At 75.1% G+C, this 18,156-nt stretch carries 13 protein-coding genes; 8 read left to right on the top strand and 5 right to left on the bottom strand.

Annotated elements, in window-relative coordinates; all coding sequences use genetic code 11:
* Window positions 1-6: 6 nt before the first annotated feature.
* The gene (locus ACQKM2_RS02440) at window positions 7-1,170 is read right to left on the bottom strand and encodes an alpha/beta hydrolase-fold protein (protein ID WP_427705662.1); all 1,164 of its coding nucleotides are present in this window, start codon (window positions 1,168-1,170) and stop codon (window positions 7-9) included.
* Window positions 1,171-1,269: 99 nt separating this feature from the next.
* On the opposite strand from ACQKM2_RS02440, the gene ACQKM2_RS02435 reads away from it, so the two are divergent.
* Window positions 1,270-1,482 (top strand): MbtH family protein, encoded by a 213-nt coding sequence (locus ACQKM2_RS02435; RefSeq protein ID WP_427705659.1) that lies wholly within the window; start codon window positions 1,270-1,272, stop codon window positions 1,480-1,482.
* A gap of 12 nt (window positions 1,483-1,494) precedes the next feature.
* Here the strand turns inward: ACQKM2_RS02435 and ACQKM2_RS02430 are convergent, their stop codons facing one another.
* Window positions 1,495-2,487, bottom strand: a complete 993-nt coding sequence (locus ACQKM2_RS02430) for an Lrp/AsnC family transcriptional regulator (RefSeq protein ID WP_427705657.1) — start codon at window positions 2,485-2,487, stop codon at window positions 1,495-1,497.
* Between the two features lie 659 nt (window positions 2,488-3,146).
* On the opposite strand from ACQKM2_RS02430, the gene ACQKM2_RS02425 reads away from it, so the two are divergent.
* From ACQKM2_RS02425 to ACQKM2_RS02400, 6 genes are all read left to right on the top strand, one after another.
* Window positions 3,147-4,604 (top strand): MFS transporter, encoded by a 1,458-nt coding sequence (locus ACQKM2_RS02425; protein ID WP_427705654.1) that lies wholly within the window; start codon window positions 3,147-3,149, stop codon window positions 4,602-4,604.
* Window positions 4,601-5,815, top strand: coding sequence for a M20 family metallopeptidase (locus tag ACQKM2_RS02420; protein WP_427705652.1), 1,215 nt, complete (start codon window positions 4,601-4,603; stop codon window positions 5,813-5,815). The genes ACQKM2_RS02425 and ACQKM2_RS02420 overlap by 4 nt, the downstream gene beginning before the upstream one ends.
* Before the next feature lie 98 nt (window positions 5,816-5,913).
* The gene (locus tag ACQKM2_RS02415) at window positions 5,914-7,329 is read left to right on the top strand and encodes an amidase (protein WP_427705649.1); all 1,416 of its coding nucleotides are present in this window, start codon (window positions 5,914-5,916) and stop codon (window positions 7,327-7,329) included.
* Between the two features lie 105 nt (window positions 7,330-7,434).
* On the top strand, window positions 7,435-8,967 hold the full coding sequence (locus ACQKM2_RS02410; protein ID WP_427705646.1) for an alpha/beta fold hydrolase: 1,533 nt from the start codon (window positions 7,435-7,437) through the stop codon (window positions 8,965-8,967).
* A gap of 12 nt (window positions 8,968-8,979) precedes the next feature.
* Window positions 8,980-10,569: an alpha/beta fold hydrolase gene (locus ACQKM2_RS02405; RefSeq protein ID WP_427705644.1), complete on the top strand. Its 1,590-nt coding sequence runs from the start codon at window positions 8,980-8,982 to the stop codon at window positions 10,567-10,569.
* A 172-nt stretch (window positions 10,570-10,741) separates the two neighbouring features.
* The gene (locus ACQKM2_RS02400) at window positions 10,742-12,238 is read left to right on the top strand and encodes a DHA2 family efflux MFS transporter permease subunit (RefSeq protein ID WP_427705641.1); all 1,497 of its coding nucleotides are present in this window, start codon (window positions 10,742-10,744) and stop codon (window positions 12,236-12,238) included.
* On the opposite strand, the gene ACQKM2_RS02395 is transcribed toward ACQKM2_RS02400, so the two are convergent.
* Both ACQKM2_RS02395 and ACQKM2_RS02390 read right to left on the bottom strand, forming a co-directional pair.
* A complete protein-coding gene (locus ACQKM2_RS02395) occupies window positions 12,239-13,030 on the bottom strand; it encodes a GNAT family N-acetyltransferase (protein WP_427705639.1) in 792 nt (263 codons plus the stop codon).
* Window positions 13,020-14,666, bottom strand: a complete 1,647-nt coding sequence (locus ACQKM2_RS02390; RefSeq protein WP_427705637.1) for an amidase family protein — start codon at window positions 14,664-14,666, stop codon at window positions 13,020-13,022. Before ACQKM2_RS02390 ends, ACQKM2_RS02395 begins: the two co-directional genes overlap by 11 nt.
* A 122-nt stretch (window positions 14,667-14,788) precedes the next feature.
* On the opposite strand from ACQKM2_RS02390, the gene ACQKM2_RS02385 reads away from it, so the two are divergent.
* Window positions 14,789-15,193, top strand: coding sequence for an SSI family serine proteinase inhibitor (locus ACQKM2_RS02385; RefSeq protein ID WP_427705634.1), 405 nt, complete (start codon window positions 14,789-14,791; stop codon window positions 15,191-15,193).
* A gap of 233 nt (window positions 15,194-15,426) precedes the next feature.
* Here ACQKM2_RS02385 and lanKC read toward each other — a convergent pair whose 3' ends face one another.
* A complete protein-coding gene (gene lanKC / locus ACQKM2_RS02380) occupies window positions 15,427-18,063 on the bottom strand; it encodes a class III lanthionine synthetase LanKC (protein WP_427705632.1) in 2,637 nt (878 codons plus the stop codon).
* Window positions 18,064-18,156 lie beyond the last annotated feature (93 nt).

Raw genomic sequence — 18,156 nt, 5'->3', positions numbered from 1 at the left:
GCGGCGTCAGCCGAGCGCCCAGGCGACGTCCCGCAGCAGGGCGTGCCGCCATCCCGCCCGGTCGTGGGCCGACGCCGAGCGGGAGACGCGCACGGCCGCGCCGGCCCGCTCGGCCAGGGTCTCGGTCAGCGCGCAGTGCGGCAGCATCCGCGTCTCGTGCTCCCCGACGTCGAAGGCCACCCGCAGCCCGGACAGGTCGGGGCGCTCGCGCAGCCGGTCGGCGACGGAGCCGCCGACCGGCCCGCCCAGCGGGTCCGCCGAGCCCGGTGCGCCGGGCGTCCACCAGAACGACCCCGACTGGCAGGCCACCCGGGACACCAGCTCCGGGAACTCCAGCGCCGCGTACACCGCGCTGAGCCCGCCGAGGCTCTGCCCCGCGACCACGAGGCGGTCCGGGTCCGCGGGCACCCCGGACTCCGCCACCAGCGGCAGCAGTTCGTCCCGGACCGCCTCCCACAGCCGCGGACCGCACGCGAACTCGGCCTCCCGGTCCTTGGCGGGCAGGAACACGAGCGTGACGGGAGGCACCGCGCCGGCGGCCGCGGCCGCGTCGAAGGCGGTCATCGCCGGGTGCAGGTACAGCCAGTCGTCCCCGTCGAGCAGCAGCACCACCGGCCCGCCGCCGGCCACCGGGTGGAGGCGTACGGTGCGCCGCCCGCCGGTCCCCGCGGCGGCCCAGCGGATCCGGGCGCGGGGCAGCGGCAGAACGGCGTCCGGGCCGAGGTCGGGCCAGTACGGCTGGGCGGGGGAGTCCGGGGTCGCGGCGATGGACCGGTCGCCGCCCGCGCCGACCGGGTTGAAGGGGTCGGCGTACGCGGCGCCGCCCGCGCGGAACCAGTAGGTCACGCGCAGCCGTTCGGGCATCCGCACCTCGGCGTACCAGCAGTCCGTGCCGGCCCGCCGGCGCAGCGGCACCGGGCCGGACCAGCTCTCGAAGACCACGTCCGCCGGGGAGCCGCGCCACAGGAAGAGGGTCCGCCAGCCGTCGCCGTCGTGGCCGTCGTGGCCGCCGTCGTCGTCGCCTTCGCCCGCCGGCACCGATGCGGGCAGGCCCGCCGCGCCGACGGCCGACCAGAACTCCTCGGTGCCGGGGGCGTCGGGGAGTCCGTAGGCGGCGAAGGGGCTCCGGGCGCCCTCCGAGGGGCAGTTGACCGCGTCCGTGGGGCGCATCGAGGTCTCCTTGTGAGCGGCAAGGGGAACGTCTAGGCTCATCGCAATGGCAGTCAGGTGAGCCTAACCTAATCTGAACGTCCCGGGGAGGCAGCGACCGTGAGCACCAATCCGTTCGACGACGCCGAAGGCCGGTTCCTCGTCCTGGTCAACGACGAGGGCCAGTACTCGCTCTGGCCCTCCTTCGCTCCGGTGCCCGGCGGCTGGACGACCGTCTTCGGCGAGGACACCCGGGAGGCCTGTCTGGACTTCGTCGACACCCACTGGACCGACCTGCGCCCCCGCTCCCTCGCCGAGTCCATGGATTCCTGACCGCGACGGGGGTCAGGCGCGCTCGGCGTTGCCGGCCCGCTTGTAGGTGCGCATCAGCAGGGCGGTCTCCACCCGGGCGGTGCCGCCCAGCCGGGCGAACACGCGGGACGTGAAGGCGTGCAGGTCCGCGAGGTCGCGGTGGCTGGAGTAGCCGAGCAGCCCGGCGTCCCCGGTGGTGACGACCAGGTGGCGCACCGCGGACTCGCCCGCCAGCACCCGTACCGCGGCGTCCAGCCGGCGGTGCGCCACGGCGATCCGGAACCGGGCCTCCACCGGGTAGCCGAGCACCGCCGGATCCGCCAGCAGCCGCAGGTGCAGGATGTGCGAGGTCATCAGGCGGGCCAGGCGGCGCCGCGCCGTCGTCTCGCCGACCTGCAGCTCCCGGGCCAGCCGGGTCGTCGACATCCGGGCGTCCCGGCCCAGCAGCTCCACCAGCCGCCGGTCCAGCCCGTCCACGGCGAGCGGCGCGGGCAGCTCCAGCCCCGCCATGGCCAGCCGGCGCACCTCGGTCGGCTCGTCGTCGTACGGAGCCCAGTCCCCGGCGGTCAGCAGCAGCCGCAGCACCACGCTGGAGTGCACGTCGACCACCCCCTCCAGCCGCCCGATCACCGAGTCCACCAGGGTCAGCAGGGCGTCCTGGCCGGGCGCGTTCAGCTCGGCGAACACCTCCAGGGCGCCCGTGGCCACCTCCACGGACCGGGTCTCGGGCCGCCGGGCGAGGGTCAGCGCCGTCTCGTGGACCCGCCCGGGCGCACACCGCACGGCGAGCTCGGCGGTGATCCCCTCGCCCTGGTACTCGGGGACGAGCGCGGCCGTGAAGCGGACGTGGCCGCTGGAGGTCATCCGCTCCAGGCGGCGGGCCACGGTCCGCTCGTGGACCCCGACGGCCTCCGCCACGTCGGCGAAGGCGGCGCGCGGGTCGCGGTGCAGGATGCGCAGCACGGCGTGGTCGACGGCGTCGAGCTGGGACGGTGCGGCGCGCGCCGGGGCGGTGGTGCTGTCCATGGGGCCCTTCGGGCGGTGGTGGGGGAGGGTTTGGGGGTTTCCCGTCAGTCCCATCGTCCTTCCGTGTCGGGCCGTCCTGTCAAGGGCGCTCCCTTCGGTCGCGTCGCTTCGCGATCGCCTTCGGCGACCCTTGACAGGCCGTCCCGCCCCGAAATGCCGAAAGACTGCCGGGAAACCCCCAAAAGGAACGGTCACAGGGGGAAAGGCCGGGAGCGGCCCCGTCAGGGATGCAGGAGGGGTCGGGCGCCGGCTCGCCATGTATTCGGGCCCCCACGTCCGCCATTCCGGGCCGGGGGCCCGGCTGCCCGCACGAGGGGCCGAACAGAGCGCCCGGGGACGCCCTCAAGCGCGACAGATCGCTACGCGCTCCTCTGGTTTCGGCGGCCGGCGGCCGTCTGGGGCTGGTGCGTGGGTCGAACCGTCCCTTTCGTTCATCGCGGCCGGCCAGGCCAAGGGTGCCCGAGGCCGGTTCGTGAGGACCCTTCGGTGCCGGAATCCGCCGCCGGGTGGGGGGTGCTTGCCGCCTTCGCCCGATTATGTGGCCCGGTCTTGCCCGCGGAGCGACCCGCACCGGACATTGTGGTGCGGCTTCCGCCCCGCAGGCGGGCCGCCCCCTCCCCGCCCCGGCCGCACGGCCGCATCCCGGACAGGTGATACGTATGACGGACACGGACGCCAGACCCGCGTACCCCCCGGCCGCCGCAGGGCCGCCCCGTGTCCGCGCCACCCCCGCCGGCGCCGTCATCGCCTCCGTGGTGCTCGTGGAGCTCTCCAGCGGCATCACCCAGGGCTTCCTCTCGCCCCTGCTGCGCGGCCTCACCGACACCCTCGGGGTCACCGCGGCCGACCTCAACTGGATCAGCGTCGCGAACCTGCTGGCCAGCGTCGCCTTCACCCCGGTCCTGTCCCGGCTGGGAGACCTCCACGGGCACCGCCGGGTGCTGCGCTGGAACCTGCTGATCGTGCTGCTCGGCTCGGTCCTCGTCGGCTTCAGCCGCGACTTCACCACGCTCCTGGCCGGGCAGATCCTCCAGGGCGCCTTCGCCGGCTTCTTCCCGCTGCTCGTCGGCATCCTGCGCAACCGCGACCGCGGCGGCGACGCCGAGAGCCGGCGCGGCATCAGCGTCATGGTCGCCGCGCTCGTCGCGGGCCTCGCGCTGGGGCTCGTCGCCAGCGGTTTCGTCGCCGGCGCCGTCGACAGCCCCACGGCCGCCCTCTGGGTGCCCGCCGTCGCCACCGCCGTGGCCCTCGCGGTCACCTGGCGCCTGCTGCCCGAGTCGGAGCACCGGCCCGGCGGCCGGATCGACTGGGCGGGCGGCGTCCTGCTCTGCCTCGGCCTGACCGCCGTCATGCTCGGCCTCGGACTCGGCGGCACCCCCGGCTGGGAGTGGACCTCCGCCCGCACCCTGGCCTGCCTCGCCGGCGGCGCCCTCGTCACCCTCCTGTGGGTGCGGGTGGAACTGCGCACCGCCGAGCCGATGATCGACGTACGGATGTTCCGCCGCCGGGGCGTCGTCGCCGTCTCCCTCGTCACGCTGACCTTCACCTTCTGCATGATCGGGCTGATGGTCGCCAACGCGGTGTTCCTGGGGACCGACCCGGCCGCCCACGGCTACGGGCTCGGCCTGGACCCCTTCGGGACCGCCCTCGCCACCCTGCCCAACCTGCTGGCCCTCACCCTCGGGGCGCTGATCGCGCCGGCCGTGGCCGCCGCGGTCACCGACCGGCTCACCCTGGTTGTCGGGTCGCTGTTGATGGCCGCCGGTTATGTGTTGTCGCTGTTCTTCCATGGCGACCTGGTCGTTTTTCTTGCCGGCACCGCCGTCGCGGGGCTCGGCACGGGTTTCCTCCAGCACTCCACCCGCACCCTCGCCGTGGAATCCGTACCGCGCGACCGCACCTCGGTGGGCTCCGGCATCAACGAACTCCTCATCAACGTCGGCGGGTCCATGGGCGCCGCCGCCGTCCTGACGGTCTTCGCCGCCCGCACCCCGCCCGGCAGCCTGCTGCCCGAGGCGGGCGCCTACACCGTCTCCTGGACGGTCTGCGCCCTGGTCTCGCTGGCCGGCGCCGCCCTCGCCCTGCTCTACCGCACCCCGCCGCGGGAGGACCGATGAACGACACCGACCTGCTCCGCGCACGCAGCCGCGCCTTCCTGACCACCGGCCAGGACGCCGTCCTCGGCCTCAGCCACGCACTGCACGCCGACCCCGAACTCGCCTACGAGGAACACCGTGCCGCCCGCCGGATCACCGACCTGGTGGAGCGGGCCGGCTTCGAGGTCACCCGCGGCGCGTACGGCCTGCCCACCGCCTTCAGCGCCACCGCCGGCAGCGGCGACCTCGTCATCGGGATCTGCGCCGAGTACGACGCCCTCCCCGGCATCGGCCACGCCTGCGGCCACAACGTCAACGGCGCCGCCTCCGTGGCCGCGGCGCTGACCCTCGCCCCCCTCGCCGACGAGCTGGGCATCACCGTCAAGCTCCTCGGCACCCCCGCCGAGGAGTCCGGCGGCGGCAAGGTCGACATGCTCCGCGAGGGTGCCTTCGACGACGTGGCCGCCGCGATGATGGTGCACGCGGCCCCCTCCGACTCGGTCGGCATGAGCTCGCTCGCCATCAGCAGCTGGCGGGTCGGCTACACCGGGCGCGCCGCGCACGCCGCCGCGATGCCCGAGCGCGGCGTGAACGCCGCCGACGCCATGATGATCGCCCAGGTCGCCATCGCCGCCCACCGGCAGCAGATGCGGCCCGGCGCCGTGGTGTCGGGGGTGGTCACCCGGGGCGGCGACGCCGCCAACGTCATCCCGGACCGCACCGCCGCCGAGTACGACTGCCGGGCGGTCACCAGCGAGGAGCTCGCCGAGCTCCAGGCCCGCGTACGGGCCTGCTTCGAGGCCGGGGCCCTGGCCACCGGAGCCGAACTCGCCCTGGAGACCGTCGGCAACGACTACGCCGACCTGCGCCAGGACTTCGCGATGGGCCGCAGCTACCTCGCCGCCGCCCGCGATCTCGGACGCCGCGTCCAGGACCTGGACCCGACCCTGCGGGGCGGCTCGACGGACATGGGCAACGTCTCCCATCTCGTGCCCACCATCCACCCGATGATCGGCTACGACTGCGGGGACGCGATCATGCACAACCCGGAGTTCACCCGCTACGGGGTCACCGCCCAGGCCGACCGCGCCGTGCTCGACGGGGGCCTGCTCATGGCCTGGACGGCCATCGACCTCGCGACGGCACCGGACCACCGCGGCTCCCTGCTCGACCGCCTCGCCGCCCGCCGGCCCGCCCTCGCCGCCATCGCGGCCGCCGAGCCCGGCGGCTGAGGCCCGCCGGCCGGCGAACCCCGTAGAACCCCTCCCGTGTTACTTCTCGGTAGGCAATGATGGCGGGCGACCACTCACACGGCGGGGGCTGATCAACGGTGACCACTTTCGACGACCGGACCAGGGTGCACGCGTTCCGGGACGACGCCCTGGGCGAGCACGACGCCGTCGGCCTCGCCGCGGCCATCCGGCGGGGCGAGGTCTCCGCCGCCGAGGCCGCCCGGGACGCGCGGGAACGGGTCCGCGCGGTCGAGGACCGCCTCAACGCGGTCCAGGCGTACGCGGACACCCCCGCCCCCTCCCCGGCGGCGGGCGGCGCCTTCGCGGGCGTGCCCACCTTCGTCAAGGACAACACCGACTACCAGGGCCTCCCCACCGGCCACGGCAGCACCGCCTTCCGGCCCACCCCGGCCCGGCGGCACGCCCCCTTCGCCCGGCAGCTGCTGAGCAGCGGCGTCACCGTGCTGGGCAAGACCCGGCTGCCCGAGTTCGGCTTCAGCCCCACGACCGAGTACGAGGACGCCGAACCCGTCCGCAACCCCTGGCACACCGGCCACTCCGCGGGCGGCTCCTCGGGCGGCGCGGCGGCCCTCGTCGCCGCCGGCGCGGTGCCCCTCGCGCACGCCAACGACGGCGGCGGCTCGATCCGGATACCCGCCGCCTGCTGCGGACTCGTCGGCCTCAAGCCGACCCGCGGCCGCGTCGTGCCGAACGACCAGAGCCGCCGGCTCCCGCTCGACCTCGTCTGCGACGGCGTCGTGAGCCGCTCCGTACGCGACGCCGCCGCCTTCCTGGCCGCCGCCGAGACGTACCGGCGCAACCCCGCGCTGCCGCCCGTCGGCCTGGCCGAAGGCCCCTCCGGGCAGCGGCTGCGCATCGGCTTCCTCGCGGACTCGCCGAACGGCGTCCGGTCCGACGACGCCACCCGGGCGGCGGTCGACGCCACCGTGGCCGCGCTCCAGGGGCTCGGGCACACCGTGGAGCCGGTGGAGATGGCCATCGACCCCGCCTTCACCGACGACTTCCTCACCTACTGGGGCATGCTGTCCTTCCTCATCGGCGTCACGGGCCGCACCCTCGGCCCGGGCTTCGACCGCAACCGCATGGACGCCCTCAGCCGGGGGCTGCGCGAGACCTACCTGGAGAACTGGCGGCGCACCCCCGGGGTGCTGCGCAGGCTGGGGCGCACCAAGGAGGCGTACGCGGCCGCCTTCCGCGGGCTCGACCTCGTCCTCACCCCCGTGCTCGCCCGCACCACCCCGCCGATCGGCCACCTCAGCCCCGCCGTCCCCTACCCGACGCTGATCGAGCGGATCCTCTCCTACGTGGCCTTCACCCCGGTCGACAACGTCGTCGGCACCCCGTCGCTCTCGCTCCCCGCACCGGGCACCACACCGGACGGACTGCCCGTGGGCGTCATGTTCTCCGCCCGCCCCGGCGCCGAACGCACCCTGCTGGAGATCGCCTTCCAGCTGGAGGCGGAGCACCCCTTCCGGCGCATCCAGGACCGGTGACGCGCGGCCGGAGTGCAGCGGCCCCGACCGGGCGGTAGCGTCGGTCGTGTGCGTTCCGTCCGCACCGCCGAGCTCGGGGACGTCGGCCGAGGAGCGGGATCCGGTATGACGAAGCACACCCTGCACGCGGCCGCCGCCGCGGCCGCCCTCGCCTGCCTGTCGGCCTTCGGCCCGGCCCAGGGCACCGCCGCCGGGACCGGCCCCGCGGCGCCCTCGGCACGGTTCGTGCCCGGCGCGTGCCCGAAGACGCCCGAGCCGATCGAGGCGCTGAGCACGGCACGCTGCGGGTACCTGGAGGTCCCCGAGAACCGGGCCCGCCCCGCCGGCCGGACCATCAGGCTCGCCGTCGCGGTCATCGAGCCCGCCTCGGCGGAGCCCGCCCCGGACCCGGTGGTGTTCATGGCGGGCGGCCCCGGCGAGGACGTCTTCGACGACATCCCCTTCCTGATCGACTCCGGCCTCAACAAGGACCGCGAACTGATCGTCATGGCCCAGCGCGGAAACCTCTACGACCAGCCGAACCTGGCCTGCCCGGAGGTCGACCGGGCCGACGGCAAGACCGTCGGCTTCGGCTGGGACGCCCCCGAGGCCAAGCAGCTCATGCTGAAGGCGTACCAGGAGTGCCATGACCGCCTGACGGCCGACGGTACCGACCTGAGCTCCTACAACACCACCGAGAACGCCGCCGACTTCGCCGACCTGCGCACCGCCCTCGGCATCCCGCAGTGGAACGTCTACGGGTACTCGTACGGCACCAACCTCGGCCTCGCCTACCTGCGCCTGCACCCCCAGGGCATCCGCGCCCTGGCGATCGACTCGCTCAGCCCCCCGCAGGTCACCATCCTGCCCTGGGGCTGGAGCAGTGCCCGTGAGGGACTCGACACCGTCCTCGCCGCCTGCGCGGCCCAGCCCGCCTGCAAGAGCCGCTACCCCGGCCTGGACAAGACCCTGGACGAACAGGTGGCCAAGCTGGAGGCGAACCCCCTCACCCTGAACGCCCGCCCGCCGGGCGGCGGGAACCCGGTGGAGGTCGTCCTCGACGGCGGAGCCCTGCTGAACATGATGGTCGGCTTCAACGTCAGGCCCGCCGACCTCCCGGCCGCCCTGGAAGAGCTCGGCCGGGGCAACCCCGAACGCTTCGCCCAGGGCCGCGCCAAGGGCTCCGTCCAGCCCGTCGGGCTGTCCGCACACGGCCTGACCCAGTCGGTGGCGTGTGCCGAGTGGGTCCCGGGCACCTCGGAACCCGACGTGCTCGCCGCCGGACGCGAGGCCTTCCCCGGCTGGCCGGAGACGGTCCTGGCGCAGACACCGCAACTGCCCTTCGAGTACGACGTGTGCAAGGTCTGGAACGTCGCGGACAACGCGGCCCGGCACCGGGTGGCCACCGTCAGTTCCGTACCGGCGCTCGTCATCTCCGGGACGTTCGACATGAAGACCGGGGCGAGCTACGCGAAGGACGCCTCCCGCACCCTGTCCCGCTCCACCTCCGTGCTGATCCCCGGGATCGGGCACTGGGTGGTCCCCCAGTCCAAGTGCGCGCAGCAGGTGCTGGCCTCCTTCCTCGCCCGTCCGACCGCACCCGACACCGGCTGCGTCGCCGGCCTCACGCCGGCGCCGTTCACGATCACCCCGAAGTGACCGGGAGGGCAGATGACTTCCCACCACGCACCCCGCCGCCGCACCGCCCGCCGGATCCGCGCCGGCGCGGCCGGAGCCGCCACCGGACTGCTCCTCACCGGCCTGCTGGCCGCACCGGCCCAGGCCCGGGACGACACCGGAGGCCCGATCGGAACGGCCGCCGGGAAGGCGGGCGACGCGAGCTACGAACCGGGCCCCTGCCCGAAGACCCAGCACCCCGTCCCGGAACTCGAAGGGGCCCGCTGCGGCACCCTCACCGTGCCCGAGAACCGCACCAGGCCCGGCAGCCGCACGATCGAGCTCGGCGTCGCGGTCATACCGGCGAAGGCCGCCCAGCCCGAGCCCGACCCGATCGTCTGGCTCGCCGGCGGGCCCGGGGACGACGCCGTCGGCGAGGCCAAGATGGCGGTCGACGGCGGCCTCAACCGCGACCGCGACGTGATCCTCATGTCCCAGCGGGGCACCTACTCGGCCGACCCGGCACTCACCTGCCCCAACGTCGACGAGTTCAACGCGAGCCTGGTCGGCCTCCCCTACGACGCGGCGTCCACCGAGACCCTGCACGTCCAGGCCACGAAGGCGTGCCGCGACCGGCTGGCCGCCCTCGGCGCCGACCTCAGCGCGTACAACGACGTCGAGAGCGCCGCAGACCTCGCGGACCTGCGCACCGCGCTGGGCCTCAAGGAGTGGAACGTCTTCGGCATCTCCTACGGGACCCACCTGGCGCTCGTGTACATGCGCCTGCACCCGGAAGGCATCCGGGCGGTCGGCCTCGACGGCATCCTGCCGCCCTCCAGGGGCGGCTCGGCCACGGCCTGGAGCAGCGCCCGGCAGGGCTTCGACGGCCTGTTCAAGGCCTGCGCGGAGCAGCCCGCCTGCGCCGGCCGCTACCCGAACCTGTCGGCGACCTTCGAACGCCTCGTCCGGGAACTCGAAGCCGAACCCGTCACCACCACCGTCACGGTCCCCGGCCAGGCGAAGCCGGTGAAGGTCGTGCTGGACGGCGGAGCCCTCGTGACCTGGCTGACCTCGGCGACCCACACCGCGACCGAGGTGCCCCGCGCCCTCGACGACCTGGCGCACGGCAAACCGCAGCGGATCGCGCGGCAGTGGGCGGGATGGAGGCTCGCTCCCCAGGCCATCGGGGCCACCTCCCACGGGCTCGTCTACGGGGTCTTCTGCAGCGAGTGGATCCCCTTCGAGACCCAGGACCAGGCGCTCAAGGGCGGCCAGGAGGCGTTCCCCTCCTTCCCCCGTTCGGTACAGGCGCAGGCCCCGCAGCTCAACTCCCTCCGGCCGGACTGCGACGTCTGGAAGGTCCCCCCGGCGCCGTCCTCGATCCGTGACACCACGAACAGCGACATCCCCACCCTCGCCCTCTCCGGCGGCTTCGACGCCCAGACCGGCGCGGACAACGGCCCGTACGTGGCACGGACCCTGAGCAGGGCCCACGTCGTGACGGTCCCCTACGAACCCCACGTGGTCTTCGCGACGTCGAAGTGCGCCCAGGAGATCACCGCCTCCTTCTTCGACGACCCGGCCGCACCGGACACGGAGTGCCTGAAGGACCTGAAGGCCCCCGAGTTCGAGACCGGCCCCTGACGCCGGCCCGGAGTCCAGGGGGTCCGGCCCGGCCGGTCCGGGCCGACAAAATGGTTTGAGCTCCGGCGGGCGTGCCGAGAGGATCGGGTGACACCGATGAGTTCCTCCCGCCGCCGCGGTCTGTCCTCGTGACCGGCCACGTGCACAGGAAGCTCACCCGACGGAAGGCACCATGTCCGTACCCCCCGCACCTCCCGCCCACCCGCCCGCCCGCGTCACCGCCGTGCTGCGGGTCCTCGTGCTGTCCACGTTCGTCGTGTTCCTCAACGAGACGATCATGGTCAACGCGATCCCGAGGCTCATGCGCGAGTTCGAGGTCACCGCGGCGGCCGCCGGGTGGCTCTCCACGGCCTTCATGCTCACCATGGCCGTCGTCATCCCCGTGACGGGGTGGTTCCTGCAGCGCGTGACGACCCGGACCGCCTTCGGCCTCGCCATGACCCTGTTCCTCATCGGCACCGCCCTGGCCGCGGCCGCGCCCGCCTTCCCCGTCCTGCTGGGCGCCCGCGTCATCCAGGCCAGCGGCACCGCCGTCATGATGCCGCTGCTCATGACGACGCTGATGACCCTCGTGCCGCCGCAGGACCGCGGCCGCGTCATGGGCAACATCACCCTCGTCATCTCCGTCGCGCCCGCCCTGGGCCCCGCGGTCTCCGGTGTGCTGCTCCAGCTGGGCAGCTGGCGCCTGCTGTTCCTGGCCGTGCTGCCCATCGCGGCCGCCATGGCCCTCTTCGGCCGGCGGACCCTGGTCAACATCGGCGAACCGCAGGCCGGCCCGATCGACTGGCCGTCCGTCCCGCTGGCCGCGGCCGGCTTCGGCGCCCTGGTCTACGGGCTGAGCGAGCTCGGCGCCGGGGACGCCTCCCAGGCACCCGTGTCCCCGGCCGTCACGACCGTGGTGGGCGCCGTGCTGGTGGCGCTGTTCGCCTGGCGGCAGCTGGCACTGCAGCGCTCGTCCACACCGCTGCTGGACCTGCGCACCTTCACCTTCCGGCACTTCTCCGTGGCACTCGCCCTGATGTGCCTGTCCTTCATGGGCCTCATGGGCGCGTTCATCCTCCTGCCCATCTACCTCCAGGAGGTGTGCGGCCTCACCTCGCTGCAGACCGGCCTGCTCCTGATCCCCGGCGGCCTCACCATGGGCCTGCTCGGCCCGCAGGTCGGCAAGCTCTACGACCGGCTCGGCGCCCCGCGCCTGGTCGTACCGGGGGCCGTGCTCACGGCGGTCTGCCTCGCGCTGTTCGCCCTCACGGGCGAAGGGACCTCGCCGTGGCTGGTGCTCGCCCTGCACGTGGCCCTGAGCGCCGGCATGGCGTTCGTCTTCACCCCCGTCTTCACCTCGGGCCTGTCCGTCCTGCCGCCGCACCTCTACCCGCACGGCTCCGCCATCCTGGGCTCGCTCCAGCAGGTCTCCGCCGCCGCCGGGACCGCCCTGGTCATCAGCGTGATGACGGGACACGCCGCCTCGGCGGCGGCCGACGGCGCCGACGCCACCGGCGCGCTGGCGACGGGCGTGCGGTGGGGCTTCGGCGTCGGCGCCGTGCTCGGCGCACTGACCGTGCTGGTCGCGCTCCTCGTCCGCACCCCTCCCGTCCCGGAGCCGCCCGCCGACCCGCAGCCCCAGGAGGAGGGCGGCACCACGACGGACAAGACCGCCGAAGCGCGTTAGTCAGGACGGCGCGCTGACGCGTTCGAAACCGTGGCAGCGCCCGATGACGGTGAAGCCGCGCCGCACGTACCAGTGGCGCGGCCAGTCCTCGGCGTCGGCGGTCAGGAAACGCGTGCCGCAGCCGGCGTCCGCCGCCCGGCGCAGCGCCGCGGCGAGGACCGCGTCGGCGTGGCCGCGGCGCCGGTGGCCCTCGGCGGTCATCAGGTCCTCGACCTGGGCGATCCCGGTACCGGGTTCCAGGTAGAGGTCCGTCCAGGCGGCCACGCCCCCGTCCGGCGTCCGGGAGCCGAGCAGACGGACCTGCTCGGCGCCCCGGCTCCGCGTCACGTGCCGGTCCACCAGCATGCGGATCACCTCCTCGCCGGCCCGCGGCATCGAGGTCCGCCACTCGGCCGCCAGCGGTTCCCGGATCTCCTCCAGTCCCACCTCCCCGACCGTGTGCCCGTCCTCGGCCGGCGGACCGGGGGCGGGGGCGGTGTGCAGCATCACCAGATAGGTGTGGTGGCGGTAGCCAGCCCGCAGCAGGTGTCCGGCGCACGCCCGGCCGTAGCCGTCGTCCAGGACGGAGACGATGCGGAACGGCCGCCCGGCCATCGCCTCGTCCACCAGGTCCGGCAGGGCCGCCGGATCCGCACCCGCCCGTTCGACCACGACCTGGTTGTGTGACCAGGAGTCCGCGAAACGGTCGTCGAACACGGCGAAACCGCCCGGCAGCTCCCGCGCCCGCCCGGCCTGCCGGCGCGCGAACCCCGACAGGAACGCGGTGGCCCGCCGGAGCTCCTCAGCCCACACGGTGCGCGTCCCGGCCGGTGGTACCGGATGCCGACGCGGGCAGGTACCGCGGTGCGCGGCGGGCGTCCAGCCGGCGCTCCACCGCCCCGCCCAGCGACAGCAGCCGGGCGTCCTGCCGGTCCCCGGCCATCAGGAGCAGGCCGACCGGCAGTTCGCCGACGAACCCGGCGGGCACGGACAGCGAGGGGTAGCCCGCCACGGCGGCCGGGGTGGAGGACGGGATCACGTCGTTGTCGCCCCGCGCGCAGTCCGTCGTCCAGGCGGGCGGGTTCGCCGGGGAGGCGATGGCGTCCAGCGCGTGGGCGGCCATGGTCTCGTCGATGGACCGCCGCGCCAGGTCCTTCAGCTCCGCGCGCATCGCCCGGTAGCCCGGGTCCGTCGTCGGCGGCGCGGCCAGGGCCTGCTCGAACAGCTCCTGGCCGGCGAAGCAGGTCCGTTCGGCCGGGTGCGCACGGTTGAAGGCGATCAGCCCGGCGAGGTCGCGCGGCCCGCCGCGGGAGGCGAGATAGCCGTCGACGTCCCGGTGGAACTCGCTCAGCAGGGCCGGGAACTCCAGCTCCGCGAGCCGGTCCTGGTAGGGCGGGGTCACCTCCACGACCTCCGCGCCGGCGGTACGCAGCCGCTCCGCGGTCCGGGTCATCAGGGCGTCCACCCCGGCGCCCAGCGAGGGGAGCCGCCACAGGCCGATCCGCTTGCCGCGCAGACCGCCGGCGCGCGGGTCCGCCTCCGTGAGGCCGAAGGCGCCGTCTGCGCCCGCCGCGCCGTGCCCGCTGAGCACCGAGAAGGCGATGGCGGTGTCGACGACGCTGCGCGCCATCGGGCCGGCCGTGTCCTGCTCGGCGGAGATGGGCACCACGCCGGACTGGCTGACCAGCCCGAGGCTGGGCTTGTGGCCGACGACCCCGTTCATCCCGGCCGGGCAGACGATGGAGCCGTCCGTCTCGGTGCCGACCGCCACCTGGGCCAGCGACGCGGCGACCGCGGCGGCCGAGCCCGCGGAGGACCCGCACGGGTTGCGGTCCAAGACGTACGGGTTGTGCGTCTGGCCGCCCACCGCCGACCAGCCGGACGTGGGCTTCGCCGCACGGAAGTTGGCCCACTCGGACATGTTGGCCTTGCCGAGGACCACCGCGCCCGCCGCACGCAGCCTCCCGACCAGCTCCGCGTCCCGGGCCGGCGGACTTCCGGCCAGCGCCAGCGAGCCGGCCGTGGTCGGCATGTCGCGCGTGTCCACGTTGTCCTTCAGCAGGACGGGGATGCCGTCGAGGGGTCCGCGCGCCTTTCCGAGGCGGCGGCGGGCATCACTGGCGGCCGCCTCCCGCAGGGCCGCCGGGCTGGTGCGCAGCACCGCGTTGACCTTCGGGTCGACTTCCCTGATCCGCCGGAGGTACGCGAGGGTCAGCTCCGACGAGGTCAGGGACCCGCGCTCCATGCGCGCCTGCAACTCGGGGATCGTCGCCGAGTCCAGGTCGACGCCGTGCAGGAGCGCCGGCTCGGCGAGGGCCGCGGAACCCGCGGCAACGGAATCGGCGGCAGCGGAACCGGCGGCCACCGCGCGCTGCCCCGCTCCGCCCGCGGCCAGGAGGGGCGCCACGGCCAGGGCCGCGGTCAGTGCCGCGACGCTTCTCGTCTTCATGGGGGACAGCCCACTCCAGGGGGAACACCCGGCACAAGGGACTTATGCGCCTCTTCACGCCGCCGGGTGCTCCCCGCCCCCTGCGGGGTGACCTCGGCGGGGACGGCCGCGTTGGACCGCCCATGAAGAAGATCGCCCTCGCCCTCGGAGCGGTTCTCGCCACCGCCGCCCCGGCCGCCGCCCTCCCGGCCGCCGCCACCCCGCCGCCGCCCGCCGACGCCCACGTCAGGCTCACCGTCACCCGTGCCGTGGGCGGCCCGGGGAGGAACGCCTCCGTCTGGCTCGACTGCCCCGCCCGACGGGCTCCGCACCATCCGAACCGGGAAGCGGCCTGCGCCGACCTGGCCGCCGCCGACGGCGACCTCGACCGGCTGCCGGGCCAGGAGACGGCCGTCTGCTCGAACGACTCCTCGCAGGTCACCGTCACCGCGGACGGCACCTACGCGGGACGCGCGGTCCACTGGCGGCACGTCTACGCGAACGACTGCCTGCTGACGCTCGCGACCGGCAAGGTCTTCGACTTCTGAACCGCGCCCCGCGAACGCACCGGGCCGGGACCGGTGGCGGCGCCACCGGTCCCGGCCCTCACGGGTGCCGGCCGGCTACATCGGCTCGGGGAAGATGTCGCTGATGCTCCAGGCGACGCTGAAGCAGGGCGGGAGGGACTGGGCCTCCGGCTCGGTGTCCAGGGACTGGAGCGCGAGGATCTGGCTCATGGTGTTCTCCTCTTGTCGTCGGGGTCGGACCGGTCGGTGACCGCTCACCCGGGCGCGCGGCCGCTCGCCGCCGTGCCCGGGAGTTCAGGGGGACGGCCCGCCGGATCCCGCCCGGCGGGCGGCAGGAGCGGGCCGGCCAGCAGGCGCCGCAGGGCCAGGAGGACACCGGCCCCGCCGCTGGACAGGTCGGCGGTGTAGCGCTGGGAGCCCGCGCCGAGGAAGCGGACGCCGCGCCGGTACGGGACCGCGTACTTCAGCAGGCCGGTCGCGGCGCGCACGGCGTCCGAGCGGGCGGCGTCCGTGCCGGTGAGCTCGGCGTGCCCGGCCAGGAACCAGGCCAGCCCGGCCAGCCCCCGGTACAGGCCCGCCTCCTTCGTGGCGCAGGAGACCCGGATGCCCGCGACCAGCCCCGGCAGCGCCGCGGCGCAGCGCTCGTCCGGCGCGGTGGCCACGTAGCGGGTGAGCACCGCCGCCACCCCGGCCGCGCCCGTGGCCAGGTACGGCATGGCCCGGGTGTGCCGCGCGTCGTCGGAGACGGACAGGGCGCCGTCGGCCAGCGGGAAGACCCGGTCCAGCTCCTGGTGGAGCAGCAGCCGCCCCGCCTGCAGGAAGCGGGCCTCGCCGGTCTCGCGGGCCAGGCGGTGGAGGAAGAGGGCGAGTCCCGAGCGGCCGTGCAGCAGGCCCCGGGCGTCGTGCCCGCCGAGGACGGCCGGCAGGTCGGGGGTGCGCAGCAGGGCCGTCCCCGCGGCGGCGGCCCGTTCCAGGTGGCCGCTGTCGCCGGTCAGCCGGTGCAGGGCCAGCCAGCCCAGGCCGACCCCGGCCCGCCCGCCGGCCAGCGTGCCGCAGGCGGCGGTGAGCGGGTGGCGGTCGGCGTCCCGGAGCAGGTCGACGGCCTCGTCCCGGCTGCCGAGGCCGGCCAGCACCGGGGCGATGCCGGCCGAGCCGACGAGCAGGCCGGGGGGCAGCGCGTCGCGCAGCGCCAGCGTGTCGCGGCGCAGCCGCTCGACGATCTCCTCCGGCACCCCGGCGCCGGCGTACCGCAGGGCGTGCACCACCCCGGCCGTGCCGTAGGCCAGGCACACGTTGTTGGTCCGGAACGCCTCGGGCGAGGGCGGGAAGGCCCAGTCCGGCCGGCCGGCGTCGGCCGTCTCCAGCAGCCCCGCCGCGACCTCCCCGGCCAGCCGGCTGAGGCAGCCCCGCGGATCGGCGTCCACCTCGGCGGGGGAGGGCGGCCGGCCGGGACCGTCCCCGGTCCGGTCCCGTACCGGCTCCTGCGGCAGGTGGAAGGCGGTCGCCCGCCGCCACAGGTCCTGCGGCGGAGCCGCGTCCGCCAGGTCGCGGCGCAGCAGCGCCAGGTTGCCGGGCGCGTGCTCGGCGGTCTCGTTGAACGGCGCGAGGAAGGCCAGCGCGACCGCCGCCGTGCCGTACCGGTCGCGCAGCAGCGGATCGGGATCGCCGCGGACCAGGCCGGGCGGCGGCGTGAACCCCGGGGTGCCCATCGGGGAGGGCGGCCCGGACAGCGCCGAGGCCGCCTCGAAGTCCACCAGCCGGACCCCGCCCGACGGGGTGACCAGGACGTTGCCCAGGCTGAGGTCGCCGAAGCGGTAGCCGGCGCGGTGCAGCCGCTCCAGCGCGCCGTCCAGCCCCGCCAGCAGGCGGCGGCACTCCTCGTAGTAGGCGGCGACGGACCCGGCCGTGCGGTCGGCGCGGGCCAGCGGGGAGGACCGGCTCAGCCAGGCCACCAGGGGCTGCCCCGCCACGTACTCGGTGACGAGGAAGTCGTGCTCCCACTCCGTGAAGTGCTCCAGCGGCTCCGGGCCCACCCCGGGGGCGGCCGCGTGCAGGGCGCGCAGCACGCGGTACTCGTGCCGCAGCCGCGCCTGCGCGTCGGTCCCGTCGAAGACCAGGCCGTTGTGGGCGCGGGCCTCCTTCACGAAGACGGTGCGGCCGGTCCGCCGGTCCCGGGCCAGGTAGGCGCCGCCGGCGTTGCCCAGGCGGACCGCGCCGGTCACCTCGTAGTCGCGGATCAGGATCGGGCCCGCGTGCGGCCGCTCCTCCTCCTCGACGAAGGGGTCCGTGATCCCCGGGGGCAGGTGGAAGGCGGGCAGCCGCAGGTCCGCCACCTCGCGGCCGGAGCCGTCCCGGACCAGTCCCTCCCGGGTGCCGTCGGGCAGCAGCCGGCTGCGGCCGCCGAAGGAGCCGTAGCGGTAGTGGACCGTCCGCGAGTCGCGGAAGCGCCGGTCGGTGAGGACGTACGGCCCCTCCTCCCCGTCGAGCGCGTCGCGCAGCCGCTCCAGCAGCCGGCGGGCGGTCCGCGTGTCCGGCGGGTAGACGGCGCAGAACTTGCCCGACTGGGCCCGCCCGGCGTGCTTGTGATGGAGGAACAGGAAGAAGAGCCGGGCGCTGAGGTGCTTGAACGGCACGCCTTCGGAGAAGCAGATCCCGGCGACCGTGTCCAGCACGTGCTGTGCGCGGTCCAGCCGCGCCGACACGTGGATCTTCCAGCCCTGCCCGGCGAGTCCGGTCCGCGGCACGCCCCAGACCGTCCAGATGCCCCGTGCGGAGCCGTGCATGCCCGGCGGCACCTCCGCGGGGGCGAAGCGCGGCCCGGGGTCGGCCACGCGGGTCAGCGGCAGGTAGTACTCCCGGTCCGCGAGCGCTTCGCCGAAGCCTTCGAGCACGGGGTCTCCTCGCGAGGGTGGTGGGGGGCGGGCCGGGGCGGTCGTACCGGACGCTAGGAGCGGCGGGTATGGAACCGGTTCGGCGGCGGCATG

This window comes from Streptomyces sp. NPDC004126 (genome assembly GCF_050275515.1).
In the GTDB taxonomy this organism is placed as follows: domain Bacteria; phylum Actinomycetota; class Actinomycetes; order Streptomycetales; family Streptomycetaceae; genus Streptomyces.
The sequence above is the reverse complement of the archived record's forward strand: the minus strand, read 5'-3'. Positions and strand labels throughout refer to the sequence as shown.

Bases quoted from the DNA above. Each gene is read 5' to 3' on its own strand.
- ACQKM2_RS02425 (WP_427705654.1), top strand. From the start codon at position 3,147: ATGACGGACACGGACGCCAGACCCGCGTACCCCCCGGCCGCCGCAGGG.
- ACQKM2_RS02390 (WP_427705637.1), bottom strand. From the start codon at position 14,666: ATGAAGACGAGAAGCGTCGCGGCACTGACCGCGGCCCTGGCCGTGGCG.
- ACQKM2_RS02400 (WP_427705641.1), top strand. From the start codon at position 10,742: ATGTCCGTACCCCCCGCACCTCCCGCCCACCCGCCCGCCCGCGTCACC.
- ACQKM2_RS02385 (WP_427705634.1), top strand. From the start codon at position 14,789: ATGAAGAAGATCGCCCTCGCCCTCGGAGCGGTTCTCGCCACCGCCGCC.
- ACQKM2_RS02430 (WP_427705657.1), bottom strand. From the start codon at position 2,487: ATGGACAGCACCACCGCCCCGGCGCGCGCCGCACCGTCCCAGCTCGAC.
- ACQKM2_RS02420 (WP_427705652.1), top strand. From the start codon at position 4,601: ATGAACGACACCGACCTGCTCCGCGCACGCAGCCGCGCCTTCCTGACC.
- ACQKM2_RS02405 (WP_427705644.1), top strand. From the start codon at position 8,980: ATGACTTCCCACCACGCACCCCGCCGCCGCACCGCCCGCCGGATCCGC.
- ACQKM2_RS02410 (WP_427705646.1), top strand. From the start codon at position 7,435: ATGACGAAGCACACCCTGCACGCGGCCGCCGCCGCGGCCGCCCTCGCC.
- ACQKM2_RS02440 (WP_427705662.1), bottom strand. From the start codon at position 1,170: ATGCGCCCCACGGACGCGGTCAACTGCCCCTCGGAGGGCGCCCGGAGC.